We start from the raw sequence: 13,545 nt of genomic DNA, 5'->3' as shown, positions 1-13,545 counted from the left end.
ATGAGTGTATTAGTTAATAAACAGACTAAAGTACTGTGTCAAGGTTTTACTGGAAAGCAGGGAACTTATCATTCAGAACAAGCAATTGCTTATGGTACACGTATGGTTGGTGGTGTGACGCCCGGGAAAGGTGGGCAAATGCATTTAGGTTTGCCAGTATTTAATACGATGCGAGAAGCAGTTGAAGAAACCAAAGCAGACGCGAGTGTGATTTATGTTCCGGCTCCATTTTGTAAAGATTCAATTTTAGAAGCCGCAGATGCAGGGATTCAATTAATCGTTTGTATTACTGAAGGAGTCCCTGTATTAGATATGTTACAGGTAAAAGTATATTTGGAAAATAACACTCAAGCACGTTTAATTGGTCCTAATTGCCCTGGAATTATTACACCGGGCGAGTGCAAAATTGGAATCATGCCGGGCTCAATCCATTTACCTGGAAAAGTTGGAATTGTATCACGCTCTGGTACATTAACTTATGAAGCAGTAAAACAAACTACAGATAAAGGCTTTGGCCAAAGTACCTGTATTGGTATTGGAGGCGATCCTATTCCTGGTACCAATTTTATTGATGCCTTAGCTTTATTCGAACAAGATCCAAAAACACAAGCGATTATTATGGTTGGTGAAATTGGCGGCTCGGCAGAAGAAGAAGCGGCTGAGTATATTAAGTCACATGTGAGTAAGCCCGTAGTTTCTTATATTGCAGGTGTTACTGCTCCAGCAGGTAAACGTATGGGACATGCGGGTGCAATTATTTCAGGTGGTAAAGGAACTGCTGCTGAAAAATATGCCGCGTTAGAAGCAGCAGGCGTGAGAACAGTACGCTCTCCAGCTGATCTAGGTGACGCAGTAGCGGAAGTAACTGGTTGGAAATAGATGAGGAAATAGTCTGGATGATTGAATGATTATCCAGACTGTTTTTATTATAAATCAGAGCATTCAGGTATATTTTACCTGGCTACTTTATGTGGTATTTCATGACAAATTTTCGAAGCATTGCAGATATAAGACGTGAATATGGAGAACTGAATTTAAGCGAAGAATTACTTCCTGATGATCCAATAGTGCAATTTATGCAATGGTTTGAAGATGTTCTTAAAAATGAAAAAAATGATCCTACTGCGATGGTTTTGTCTACGGTAGATGATAAAGGTTGTCCTGATTCTAGAGTCGTTTTGTTAAAAGGTTTGGTAGAAGGCAATTTTATTTTTTATACGAACTATCAAAGTACAAAAGCGGAACAGATCAAAGTAAACCCATATGCCGCACTTAATTTTTATTGGCCGCAAATGGCTAGACAGGTTAGAGTCCGTGGTCAAGTCAAGCAGGTTGATCAGAAGCAATCTGATCTTTATTTCTTATCAAGACCAATTAAAAGTCAATTTAGCGCAATTATATCACCACAAAGTCATGAGATTAAGGATAGGCAATCATTAGAAAATGCCTTAAATGAATTAATCGAAAGGCATGGTCAAAAACCTATTGTACGTCCAACTTATTGGGGCGGATACATGATTATTCCTGACCAAATAGAATTTTGGCAAGGAAGAGATAATCGGTTGCATGATCGAATCCAGTATTTTCAGCAAGATGGACAATGGAAACATCATCGGTTAGCACCATAATTCTAACAAAGCGTTTGGCCTCGCCCAATTTCATGCCCTATCAGAGACGGCCATGGTTGGCTCAGGTTGAACCTGCCCTCATCGTAGTAAGCGCGTTCACGCCTCAAATGCCACCGCTCACCAAGAGGCAAGCATACCCGCTGAACGAAATATGATTCATCAGTCTCCGTTATCTTTTACTTTTTAGAACGATGGCAAAATTTGCCGGCAAAAAGTAAATTTACATCACATATTTATATTTAATCCCTCTTTTTGTCCTTCTTCTACTTTTTTTGTTTTTTTAAAATGCAAAAAAAGTTGGCCCATAAATTGCATCTAATAATACAGAAATATAAAAATAAAGTGTTGTTTTCTAGCAAATAAAAAAATTGTCAAGAATGAGTAAATGTTTTGAATTGGTAAATAAGCGTTAACTTAAAGTCGTAAAATTGTTTTAAATGTAGAAATTATTTACAGTATTGCGAATATACTGAATACATAAATAGAGGGTACAATCATGAACGACATAACAGCCTTACTACCACATATTAAATTGCGTTTTAACATTGATCATCCAAGTTATGAAGACAGCTACGCATTTGGATACGAATGCGCTCTTGCTGACGTAGCAGAAGAAGATAATCCTTTCCAGCAAGGTAGTCAACAAGCGGAACATTGGTTAGAGGGTTGGTGGGATGCAATGGAAGGAGAGCAACCTCTCTTCGAATTAAACTCTGAGACTCCAGAAGTATTTACTGTAAAAAATGAAGTTGCTGCAAATGATCAAGTTTATTGTCATAAGCATAGTTTTTTATCACTTGTTATTGAAATTAGTGGTGCTATAGCAGCTTCAGCATTAGTTGGATATCAATTATTTGAGTTAGTAGCCTAATTTTAGGAAATCGATATTCCAGTCTAAAGAGCAAAATTCACCTATTTATGTAGTGTTGTTAATGAATCCATGTTTCTCTTCTCCCTTTAGGGAGAAGGAAATACAATCCTACGAGGCAGATGAATAGGTACTTTCTAATTAAATATTGAATTATTTTTTGAATAATTTTAATACAGTTGAACGCATACGCGTAATTTCAGAAGGATTAAATTCTTTATATATATCACTGCCTATATTGAGACACACAGTAACATTATCACCAATCCCTTTAAGTAAATCCACTCCAGATAATTTGAGCAATTTGATTTCTGCAGCAATGTCAGAAGCCCATGAATTAAGATAACTCATTTCAGTAAACACAGGCAAAAAAATATGCTCATTCTCTTGCAAAAATAGAACCCTAGGAGCTTCATTTTCAGCGCTTTGTTCTATTGGAATGATAAAATTAGCTTTAATAAACTCAAGATAAGCCTTATTGGCCTCTTTCGTGGTTCCTGCAGAAAGAAGTGCTTCTTTTATTGCAAGATCAAGAGCATTCATTTTTAGCCTTAAAAAAATTAATAACCGCAATTGATTATACCCCTATTCTATATATAGAGTAACTCCTTGCCTATAGAAGAACTAGGATGAATACAAAAGAAATCAAACTATGTGTTGAAATAAATGACAACAGCAGTATAATGTGATCCTTGCTTTGCAGATTTTTTGCTCATTTTTGTATAAATATTGGGGCTTATTGATATTTATACTACAATCAATGTTCTAGCATTAGTAGGAAATATTAATGGCCCGGAAATGGAGCTTTGCTTTTTGATATACCAATGCGGTTAATAACCCTTCGATGAAACAAAGCGAATTAGAATTTTTATTAAGATAGAGAATTTATGAACAAAATGCATGAATCTAAAGTAGAAATCTATAACCGTAAGAATTATCTGGGATTTGCTTGGTTAGTTTGGGGATTGGCCGCTGCGTTTTATTTTTCAGATTATATGGCTCGTGTTGCTCCCGGAGTAATGCATCGATACTTACAAATTGATTTTGGAATTAATGAAGCGGGTTTTGGGATATTAACTGCTTCTTTTTACGTGCCCTATATTTTAATGCAAATTCCTGTAGGACTTACCGTAGATCGTTTAAGTATTCGTTGGTTACTTACGGTGATGTCCTTAGTTACTGCTTTTGGTTGTTGTGTATTTGGTTTAGCAGGAAGTTTATTTATGGGCTCAATCGGTAGAATGCTCATAGGCTTTAGCGCTGCGTTTGCTTTTGTATGTTCGCTCCGATTAGCGACCTCTTGGTTTCCACCGACAATGTTAGGTTTACTGGCGGGGTTAACCCAAGCCTTAGGAATGTTAGGTGCTGCAGCAGGTGAAGCTCCCGTTTCCTTTTTAGTGAGTAATGTCGGATGGCGCCATAGCATGCTGATTATTGCTTTTCTATTTATTGCTCTTGCTGCTTTACTCTATCAATTTGTACAAGATAAGCCAGGAGAACATCGAAGTGAGGTGCGTTCTATAAATCGATTGAGTATCTTGCAGAGCTTAAAAATTGTATTATCGTGCAAGCAAACTTGGTATAACGCGCTCTATGCCGGATTTTTATTTGGTCCAACAGCTGTTATTGGTGAAGCAATTGGTCCTGCGTATTTGCAATTTGGTAGAGGATTAGGGGCACATGCAGCAGCTTTCGCAACTGGATTAATTTTTATAGGCTGGGGAATTAGTGGTCCTTTGTCAGGTTGGCTGTCAGATAAAATGGGACGTCGTAAACCACTAATGATTCTTTCAGCAATATTTGGCGTGATTTTTACAACTTTATATGTATATAGTCCTACACTAAGCCAAAATTCAGCTTATTTATTGTTTTTTGCTTTTGGTCTTACCAACACAGGTGTTGCTATTGCCTATGCAGTTTCTACTGAGATCCATGATAGAAATGTTATTGGAACTTCAATCGCATTCACTAATATGATTTCGATTTTTGTTGGCGCTTTATTGCAGCCTTTGGTAGGACGTTTAGTTGATATGGTTTCTGGGGCTCGTGCCTATAATGTTGAAACCTTGTTATTATCAGATTTCCAGGCTGGTTTAAAGATATTACCCATTTGTTCTTTGATTGCATTGATATTGGCACTTATGGTTAAGGAAACTTATTGCACGTCAACAAAGCATACTTAATCGCTTATCGATTGTTGCAAAGTTACTATGGCCTGTGGACCATGCTACATCCAGGTCAAAATGGCGTGATTTTATACGTTCCGAGACGCATGTATTTTGTGTATGTTACGCTTCAATCCTCTAAAATCATGTCATTTTTGGCTTAGCCTAGCGAATTGTTAACGGGCTATAGGACTGTTTTTTTATAAGCGTATCGCACTCCTATGTTATTTGCTGTTATACTTCGTACTGCAGTTTGTTGTAGGCGAATTAATAACATGGAGAACAGAATGAAAAAATTTGCAGGATTAGTGATTATCCTGGCCGTTCTAATTCTAGGCGGATATTATGGTATGGGTGCTCTTACTGAAAAATCAATCAGAAAGACCATAAAAGTAATTGATCAATCAAATGGCTTATCTGCGGATATAGAACAATACCATAGAGGACTGTTTAATTCTGAAGCCAAAATTAAATGGCATTTACATGTACCAGAGCGTGTTGTAACCGATGCTAATGGTCAATCTCAAACCATCCCTGCTCAAGATTATAGAACAGAAATGCCATTAACAATTCATCATGGCCCAGTTATCGTTGCTAATGATCATATACGTTTTGGATTCGGATATGCAGAAGCAGTTTTCCCATTCCCGCCACAATATAATGATCAATTTAATGCACAGTTCACTCAAGAATCAATAAAACCACAATTAGATTTATATATATTTGTTAATTATCTTAATGAAAGCACTGTTGAGTTTAATGTTCCTAACTTTAAATTAATTACAAAAGATGGTTCTGGTAACTTTGAATGGTTAGGCATGAATTCTAGTACTACCATGACTTCTGGAGTGAAGAAAGTTAAAGGAAGTGTTGTTCTAGATGGATTGAATGCGACTAAAGACGATACCAAAATTACTTTAAGCAAGGTGTCAAGTGATTATGACTTGCATGAAACACCCGCTGGACTGTATTTAGGTGATGCAAACTTTAATTTACCTAGTTTTGATGTTTTTGTTAAAGACCAAAAAATGTTTGGGATTAATAATCTCGCTATTAAATCAGATAGTGATATTGAGCAACATCTTTTTAATACACATTTTAATGTTAGCTTAAAATCAATGTTAGCCAATGGACAGAATTATGGTCCAGGAAATTTGGATATCGCTTTAAGAAATCTTGATGCTGATGTATTAGCTAAAATCAATGAGCAGACACGAGCCATGCAAAATGGTGATGAAGTTCAACGCCAACAAGCGATGCTCGCTTTATTACCGGAATTACCTAAGCTATTCAGCAAGGGTGCAGAGCTTGAAATATCTCAACTCAGCTTCAAAATTCCTCAAGGACAAATCGAAGGGAATCTGTATATTACTTTGCCTAAAGGAGAAAATTCTAATCCATTTGAATTGATGCAAAAAATTCAGGGTAAAGCCAAATTGCAAGTTCCTGCTGAAGCAGTAAAAGAAATTATGAAACAGTCAATCATGCAGCAGTTATCCAAAGAACCTAATTTACAACAAACCTTAATGCAACAATTGCAGGCAAATCAAGCTACTAATCAACCTGCAGCTAAAACCACTCAGCCAGCACCCACACCTACTGCGGAGCAATTAGCTGATATGCAGACTGAAAAACAATTAAATGCATTAAAGCAATCTGGTTTCATTATAGCTCAAGGTACAGATTACATCATCGAAGTCTCTTTAGAGCAGGGCAAATTTATAATTAATGGTAAGCCTTATGATCCCTCAATGATGAAGTTCTAGAAGGGAACTAGAATACTTTTGAAGATGTAGTTTGCAGAAGCAATCTACATCTAATTAAAGCTTTTTAAACTTAGAATGAATATTATATATTGATTTTTAATGTGCTTTTTTTAGTTCTGCCCTTGTTTCAAGTGGCTTGTTTCGGTAATATACTTTTTTTAAAAAGAGGAGCTAATAATAATGACAACAATCAGTAATGAAGTAGTGGATAACACCGCTTCTCTGGCTGAAAGCGTAACTCTTTCAGTGCAAAAATACTTTTCAGAACTTAAAGGAACTGATCCTGTTGACTTATATCAGTTTGTTCTCGAAGAAATTGAGACCCCTTTATTTCGTGCGGTTATGGAGCATTGCAAGTACAATCAATCGCGGGCTGCAATCATGCTGGGAATTAGTCGCGGAACATTGAGAACCAAATTGCGCCGTTACTTTGATGATAAGTATGTAGGTACTCGAGATTAGTTTAAGTTTTATAAGGAGCTAATAAGCTCCTTTTTTCAATCTTAATAAATGTCTTCTTGCAATAAAACACAGATATATTAGTGGCACTAAGTTAAGTGCTTTTTGACTCATCGTAATAGGCATATCGTCACCCTCCGCGGAAAGCGGAGGGTCTCAATCAAAGCCTACAGCACTCTACAGCTTCCAAGAATCTCCATTTGTTCTTGAAACAAAGCGCTTACAGTTTGGTAAGTTATTTAGACCCTGTGGCTTGTCTTCGGATTCAGAAATCTAATTCGAGCGCGAGATTTCTAGATCTCGCGGACAAGCCGCGGGAGCGGAACGTAGATATATGAAGAGTTTACTCAAAAACGCTTACTCGGCAAACATTGAGCTGACTGATTCTTCTATGTTTACTCGTTTAATAGCTTGTGCCAGCATCTCTGATAAGCTAACTACGCGAATCTTTTCACATTGACGCGCTTCTGCTGATAGAGGGATGGTATCAGTTACTACAATTTCATCAAGTCCAGAGTTTTTAATATTATCTATTGCTGGACCAGATAAAACGGGATGAGTAATATAAGCTCGTACACTATGAGCTCCATTTTTTTTGAGCTCATGAGCAGCAGAGCAAAGAGTGCCTGCTGTATCTACAATATCATCAACAATAATGCAATTTTTATAAGTAGGGTCACCAATGATATGCATTACTTCAGATTTGTTAGGACCGCTACGGCGTTTATCAATAATACATAACTCTGCATGATCAAGTCGCTTAGCTACAGCTCTAGCTCTGACTACACCCCCTACATCAGGAGAAATTACCATTATATTTTTTAAATTTTGTTTTGCGATTTCGTCAAGAAGTATTGGAGTGGCATAAACATTATCGACGGGCATATAGAAAAAGCCTTGGATCTGATCTGCATGTAAATCTACAGTGAGAACACGGCAAATGCCCACGGATGCCATCATGTCAGCAACAACTTTTGCAGTAATCGGGACGCGCGCGGATCGAACGCGTCGATCTTGTCGAGCATAGCCAAAATAAGGGACTACTGCTGTAATCCGAGCAGCAGATGATCTTCTTAATGCATCTGCCATGGTCAATAGTTCCATTAAATTATTATTTGCTGGAGCGCATGTTGATTGAATTATAAAAACATCCTTACCGCGAACATTTTCTAAAATTTCAATCATTGTTTCTCCATCACTAAAAGTACCCACTGTAGCTTGGCCAATAGGTATTTTTAAATGAGATGAAATTTGTTGTGCTAACTCCGGATTTGCATTTCCTGAAAAAATCATCATTGTGGACATGTGAATGAAGCCTTCGATCTAGGTTAATCATTTAACTTAAACACATAGCAGAAGACAGCCAAAAAGATATTATTATTATTTGAGCATTACTAAAACGCATCCTTCCAGGTTATCTTCTGCTGTCTGTTTACTTGAATCAACAAGAAAGTGGCAGGGGTGCTAGGATTCGAACCTAGGTATGCAGGGATCAAAACCCTGTGCCTTACCGCTTGGCGACACCCCTAAAATTTGCAGATTCTTAAATCTTCCATGCATTAATTACGTTCATCCCTACAAATGTGTAGCGTATTTTGCAGGGGTTTTTGCAACATGTCAACTTTGAATGCAAGAATTTTTTGTAATTTTTAAGGGGTTTAGGAATTGACATCAAAGCAAGAATAACATATGGGATGAACAGTTGATAGGTTCATCTTTTATGTCATTCTTGCTGGATTGTATTATACAGTCCAATTTTGAATAACAACTTTAACCATTACTCCATTTCCTTGTAGATGAATCATACTTGGAAGATCAATTCCTTTTACTGAAGTGTATTTAGCAAAATTAATTGTATAACCACTTTGTTTTAATTGAGTCAGATGGTTATATTCATCTCGATGTTCTGCTTGAACAGCACCAGGAGCTGGTAATCCCCTTACCCAATAGTAAAGATTGTTTACAGGAAGTTTAATTCCAGTTTGTTGGACAAGCAATTCATCAGCATCATGAGAGGTGATTTTTTTGGGACCATCTTGGAAGGTAATTGTGTCTCCTTTTTTGTCAATGAGTACTGTTCCCCCTCCCAAAGGACCCATTAAACGAATTTGATAAGTATTGGGACCATTTTGTGTCCAATTCATAGTAGCAGACCATCCTTTGGATTTGTTTTTAGCGGCCATAGCACCACGAATTTCCCACGAGGAGATTGTTGCGGTTTTTTCTTTGCGTTGTTCTACTGGCATGACCTTATTTTCAGGCAATTCAGCTGCAGGTCTAGGAGGAGCACAGGCAGTTACGAGACAAATAGGAATGATTGCTAATTTTTTTAAATTATTCATGGATCACCTCAAGTCCTTTTTTGTAGTTTTTCACCTAACAATACGCTAGACTGTGGTGATATGCAATTAGTCTTAACCATAATGAAATTAAAAGCGATTTATCCAGGTACATTTGATCCTGTTACGAATGGGCATATTGATATCATCAGTCGAGCTGCTAAAATTTTCCCTGAAATTGTTGTCGGTGTCGCAAGTAATAAAGCAAAGCGTCCATTTTTGCCTTTGGAGACAAGAATCAAACTTCTGGAGGAATCGGTTGCTCATTTACCCGGTGTTCATGTTCAAGGATTTGAGAACTTATTAATTGATTTTGTATTAGAGCAAAATGCTGGGATTATTCTGCGTGGTTTACGGGCGGTTTCTGATTTTGAATATGAATTTCAATTGGCTGGAATGAATAGAAAATTATCCAAAAAAATAGAAACAATTTTTTTGACACCATCCGAAAACTTAATGTTTATTTCTTCCACTCTGGTGCGGGAAATTGCACTTTTAAATGGAGATATTTCTCAGTTTGTTCCTTCTTGTGTTGTTAGAGAATTAAAAAAGAGACAAAATGAAAATCAGGCTACGGAGAATACATAAGGTTATTTGCATTGTACTTAGTGTCAATTTAGTTTATGCCAATACGAGTTTTGCGGAGCAATATAACGTACAACCTCCTGGTTACGCGGTTGCAAGTGCTCATCCTTTAGCCACTAATGCTGGACTTGAAATTTTAGCTCAGGGAGGAAATGCTTTTGATGCTGCTGTAGCTGTATCAGCGGTGTTGGGCGTAGTTGAACCCTATCATTCTGGTCTGGGAGGCGGGGGATTTTGGTTATTGCATCAAGAAGAACAACATAAAAACACCTTTATTGATGCTCGTGAAACAGCACCTATGGCTGCTAAAAAAGATATGTATTTGGGACCAGATGGGCGTGTCATACCCGGTTTATCATTAAATGGAGGACTGGCAGCAGCAATTCCTGGCGAACCTGCAGCTTTAGCATACATTGCAAAAAACTATGGGCGATTACCTTTGGAAAAAACGCTTGCCCCTGCTATTAGGCTGGCGGAAGAGGGTTTTATCGTGGATAAGCAACTTCACACCTTCTTGAAAAATGAAGATAGACTTAATCAAATCAAAAAATATCCAGCTACCGCAGCAATTTTTCTAAAAAATGGTCGACCTTATTTAATTGGCGATCGTTTAGTTCAAAAAGATTTGGCTAAGACCTTAAGGTTAATTGCTAAAAAGGGAGAACAAGGCTTTTATGAGGGTGAAGTGGCAGAGCAATTAGTCAAGAGTGTCAATGCAGCGGGAGGTATTTGGACATTGGCCGATTTAGCTCAATACCGGATTAAGGTAAGAGAACCTTTAATAGGTGCATACCATAATATGCTTATTATTACAGCACCACCACCTTCGGCAGGTGGCATTGCTTTATTAACAATGTTAAATATATTGTCTCACTATTCTCTTGCTTCGTTATCTAAAGTGCAATGGATACACTATTTGGTTGAGTCTATGCGACTTGCTTATTGGCAAAGGGAGCAATTTTTAGGGGATCCTGATTTTGTGACTATTCCTGTAGAAAAATTGATTTCTGCAGAAAATGGGAAACAATTGAGTACTTTAATTTATCCAGATAAGGCTACACCAAGTGCGGTGTTACAAGGTCAGAAAAAAAACACTACTAAATCTTCCAATTCTAAAAATACCACGCATATATCGATTATTGATGCAGAAGGAAACCGTGTTGCGGCAACAATGACCATTAATTATATTTTTGGTTCCAGTGTTGTTGCTGAAGGAACTGGTATTTTGTTGAATGATGAGATGGATGATTTTTCAAGTAAAGTTGGTGAAGAAAATGTTTTTGGTATCGTAGGTGCTGATAAAAATTCCATTGAGCCCGGTAAAAGACCTCTATCAAATATGGCACCTACTTTTCTCGAATTACCAGGACGTGTTGCAATTTTAGGCACACCAGGAGGCAGTCGAATTCCTACTATGGTATTAATTGCATCTTTAGTTTTTAACGACGCTTATGGAGCAATAAGCATGGTTTCTGCCATGCGTTTTCATCATCAGTATTTACCTGATGTGTTACAGTTTGAACCGGATACTTTTCCACCCGCAATTCAAGAGGGACTAAAAGCTATGGGATATCACTTGATGCCGTTAGGGCAATATTATGGTGATTTGCAAGCAATTACTTGGGATAAACAACGTAATCTATTAACTGCAGCATCTGATCCAAGAAATATAGGCTTGGCTGCATCAATTGTGAATCAACAAAGGGGATATGGGATAAGGTATTAAAGGTACTGCCATTTAACTGAATGGCAATGGCACTATTGTATATTACCTTCTCCAACCAACTCTTTAATCGCATTAAAAGTTTGCTTAATCAGTCTATCTTTATTTTCTAAAGTAAATTGAGAGGCATCAATGGGTTTACCAATATGTATTTCTGCCTTTTGTTTTAAGTGAATATTAAAACTACGCGCTGGTAGAATATTATTGGCACCACGGATTCCTATGGGAATAATTGTCGCATTAGATTGTATGGCCGTAATAAATCCTCCTTTTTTAAAAGGACCGAGTTTCCCATCTTTAGAGCGAGTACCTTCAGGAGCAATCCACATGACAATCCCACTTTCCATGAGCTGCTGGGCAAAAGCTAAATCCTTAATAGCCTGATATTTATTTTTTCTGTCTATAAAAGGAAACTCTGCTGCAGCCATTGCTTTACCCATTAAGGGAATTTTGGCGAGTTCTTTTTTGGAAAGCATACGAATTGAGTGATTTGGAAAGGCCTTAAAAGCGAGCGGGATATCGTACGCGCTTGAATGATTGCACATGATTATGGTCGCTTTTCCTGCTTGTGGTTGAATATTGAATGGATTAATGACCTTATATTCTACTTGTACTTCATTCAATAATTGATCAACCCAATGGTGAATTGCTTTATCAGTCCAAGATCGGTTCAAAGTACTAAGAAAATATTTAAAGATACAGCGTATACTTGTTACGGCTGTATAAAACATTAAAGCACAAATAACCCAAGCTGTTCTAAATTGATTTATTTTCATTATCGTTGAGATAAAGTAAGTTAGCGCTAATATAACGCAAGTTGATTCGATTGCCCAGCGCGTTTTTAGTATTATGAAAACTCATTCTGCCATTGCAGGTGACGTTTTATTTTTCTTAGTAGAGTCTCAATTATAATGAAAAATGTAACTTTGGCATTGAGGACAAAAAGTAGAGTTGCGCCCAGCAATAATGACTGATTCAATTGGATGCAGGCACTGCACACAAGGTTGATTTTTTCGTCCATATACTTTAAGTGAGACACTGAAATAACCGGGTTTGCCATCTAAAGTATAAAAATCTTTTAAAGTAGTACCTCCGCATGCTATGGCTTGTTTGAGTACTTCTTTAATGTGCATTGCCAAGTTGAAGTGAGCTTCTTCAGAAAGCATTTTTGTTGGTGTGCTCGGATGGATCTTAGCTAAAAAAAGACTCTCTGTCGCATAAATATTACCCACACCTACGACAATCTCATTATCCATAATAAATGATTTAATAGGTTTGTTTTTATTTTTTCCTTTTTGAAATAAATAATGACCATTAAATTCTTCTGAAAGTGGCTCTTTGCCTAAATGAATAAGAAGTGGGTGTTCATATGGATTTTTATCGATGTAAAGAAATAAGCCAAATCGTCTGGGATCATAAAATCGTAGTTTAAGATTATTGCTTAAAGTCATGGTAATGTGATCGTGTTTTTCTGGAATGCTCTTATTTTTGGCAATCCTCAAGTGTCCTGACATTCCTAGATGAATGAGAAGATATCCTTCAGACAGCTGGATCAAAATATATTTTGCTCTGCGAGTGACAGCAATAATTTTTTTGCCAATACAGAGTTCATTTAAGTGATTAGGAACAGGTATCCTAAGTCTTGGATTATGAACGCTAATCCAGCTGATTGTGTGTCCTTCCAGCTGGAGCTTAATTCCCTCTTTTGTTGTTTCAACTTCAGGTAATTCAGGCATTATTTTTTATCATGATGCTCTATAATTCGGCCTTCATTCTTTTTGACTACTTCTGTTGTCGTTTTAGAATTTGAAAATAGGATTTGTTTTATTGTAGCTATTAACCACAGAGTACCACCTATAATAATGCCCCAAATTAACACGTAAGAAAACATAAATAACAGGCCTAAGAACAATGCAATTGCCATCCCTGCTATGACGAAAGGGACTAAAGTCTCAAAAATTTTTGCAAATGGAAATTTCTCATTCATATCATCATTCCTAATCGTTGTTATT

Annotated in this window: 14 protein-coding genes and 1 tRNA gene; 8 read left to right on the top strand and 7 right to left on the bottom strand. The window is 37.1% G+C overall.

From position 1 onward, the window contains the following. The 3 genes from sucD to Lgra_RS03190 all read left to right on the top strand — a co-directional run bounded on the left by sucD (position 1) and on the right by Lgra_RS03190 (position 2,499). Positions 1 to 879: a succinate--CoA ligase subunit alpha gene (sucD, locus tag Lgra_RS03200; protein ID WP_058497843.1), complete on the top strand. Its 879-nt coding sequence runs from the start codon at positions 1 to 3 to the stop codon at positions 877 to 879. 101 nt (positions 880 to 980) lie between these two features. After that, positions 981 to 1,628 carry a pyridoxamine 5'-phosphate oxidase gene (pdxH, locus tag Lgra_RS03195; RefSeq protein WP_058497842.1) on the top strand — a complete coding sequence of 216 codons (648 nt, stop codon included), beginning with the start codon at positions 981 to 983 and terminating at the stop codon, positions 1,626 to 1,628. Between the two features lie 496 nt (positions 1,629 to 2,124). Then, positions 2,125 to 2,499, top strand: a complete 375-nt coding sequence (locus Lgra_RS03190) for a hypothetical protein (RefSeq protein WP_058497841.1) — start codon at positions 2,125 to 2,127, stop codon at positions 2,497 to 2,499. 150 nt (positions 2,500 to 2,649) lie between these two features. Here Lgra_RS03190 and Lgra_RS03185 read toward each other — a convergent pair whose 3' ends face one another. Then, complete coding sequence (locus Lgra_RS03185) at positions 2,650 to 3,039, bottom strand: SseB family protein (protein ID WP_058497840.1); 390 nt, start codon at positions 3,037 to 3,039, stop codon at positions 2,650 to 2,652. A 344-nt stretch (positions 3,040 to 3,383) separates the two neighbouring features. Here Lgra_RS03185 and Lgra_RS03180 point away from each other — a divergent pair, with 344 nt between their 5' ends. The 3 genes from Lgra_RS03180 (at position 3,384) to Lgra_RS03170 (ending at position 6,889) form a co-directional block, all read left to right on the top strand. Further along, on the top strand, positions 3,384 to 4,679 hold the full coding sequence (locus tag Lgra_RS03180) for an MFS transporter (RefSeq protein ID WP_058497839.1): 1,296 nt from the start codon (positions 3,384 to 3,386) through the stop codon (positions 4,677 to 4,679). Positions 4,680 to 4,948: 269 nt separating this feature from the next. Then, complete coding sequence (locus Lgra_RS03175; RefSeq protein ID WP_058497838.1) at positions 4,949 to 6,427, top strand: YdgA family protein; 1,479 nt, start codon at positions 4,949 to 4,951, stop codon at positions 6,425 to 6,427. A 180-nt stretch (positions 6,428 to 6,607) separates the two neighbouring features. Continuing rightward, positions 6,608 to 6,889 (top strand): helix-turn-helix domain-containing protein, encoded by a 282-nt coding sequence (locus Lgra_RS03170; protein ID WP_003633193.1) that lies wholly within the window; start codon positions 6,608 to 6,610, stop codon positions 6,887 to 6,889. Positions 6,890 to 7,243: 354 nt separating this feature from the next. On the opposite strand, the gene Lgra_RS03165 is transcribed toward Lgra_RS03170, so the two are convergent. The 3 genes from Lgra_RS03165 to lolB form a co-directional block, all read right to left on the bottom strand. Next, positions 7,244 to 8,191 (bottom strand): ribose-phosphate pyrophosphokinase, encoded by a 948-nt coding sequence (locus tag Lgra_RS03165; protein WP_058497837.1) that lies wholly within the window; start codon positions 8,189 to 8,191, stop codon positions 7,244 to 7,246. A 148-nt stretch (positions 8,192 to 8,339) separates the two neighbouring features. Next, positions 8,340 to 8,414, bottom strand: a tRNA-Gln gene (locus Lgra_RS03160). A 214-nt stretch (positions 8,415 to 8,628) separates the two neighbouring features. Continuing rightward, on the bottom strand, positions 8,629 to 9,228 hold the full coding sequence (gene lolB / locus Lgra_RS03155) for a lipoprotein insertase outer membrane protein LolB (protein WP_058497836.1): 600 nt from the start codon (positions 9,226 to 9,228) through the stop codon (positions 8,629 to 8,631). A 60-nt stretch (positions 9,229 to 9,288) separates the two neighbouring features. Between lolB and coaD the strand changes: the two genes are divergently transcribed. After that, positions 9,289 to 9,813 carry a pantetheine-phosphate adenylyltransferase gene (gene coaD / locus Lgra_RS03150; RefSeq protein ID WP_058497835.1) on the top strand — a complete coding sequence of 175 codons (525 nt, stop codon included), beginning with the start codon at positions 9,289 to 9,291 and terminating at the stop codon, positions 9,811 to 9,813. After that, the gene (ggt, locus tag Lgra_RS03145; protein WP_058497834.1) at positions 9,785 to 11,536 is read left to right on the top strand and encodes a gamma-glutamyltransferase; all 1,752 of its coding nucleotides are present in this window, start codon (positions 9,785 to 9,787) and stop codon (positions 11,534 to 11,536) included. The genes coaD and ggt overlap by 29 nt, the downstream gene beginning before the upstream one ends. Positions 11,537 to 11,568: 32 nt before the next feature. On the opposite strand, the gene Lgra_RS03140 is transcribed toward ggt, so the two are convergent. From Lgra_RS03140 to Lgra_RS03130, 3 genes are all read right to left on the bottom strand, one after another. Next, positions 11,569 to 12,309 (bottom strand): lysophospholipid acyltransferase family protein, encoded by a 741-nt coding sequence (locus Lgra_RS03140; protein ID WP_058497833.1) that lies wholly within the window; start codon positions 12,307 to 12,309, stop codon positions 11,569 to 11,571. A 126-nt stretch (positions 12,310 to 12,435) separates the two neighbouring features. After that, positions 12,436 to 13,269: a bifunctional DNA-formamidopyrimidine glycosylase/DNA-(apurinic or apyrimidinic site) lyase gene (gene mutM, locus Lgra_RS03135; RefSeq protein ID WP_058497832.1), complete on the bottom strand. Its 834-nt coding sequence runs from the start codon at positions 13,267 to 13,269 to the stop codon at positions 12,436 to 12,438. Beyond that, positions 13,269 to 13,520 carry a hypothetical protein gene (locus Lgra_RS03130; protein WP_058497831.1) on the bottom strand — a complete coding sequence of 84 codons (252 nt, stop codon included), beginning with the start codon at positions 13,518 to 13,520 and terminating at the stop codon, positions 13,269 to 13,271. The genes mutM and Lgra_RS03130 overlap by 1 nt, the downstream gene beginning before the upstream one ends. Between the last annotated feature and the right edge of the window lie 25 nt (positions 13,521 to 13,545).

Origin of the sequence: Legionella gratiana, from assembly GCF_001467695.1 — a bacterium.
In the GTDB taxonomy this organism is placed as follows: domain Bacteria; phylum Pseudomonadota; class Gammaproteobacteria; order Legionellales; family Legionellaceae; genus Legionella; species Legionella gratiana.
The sequence above is the reverse complement of the archived record's forward strand: the minus strand, read 5'-3'. Positions and strand labels throughout refer to the sequence as shown.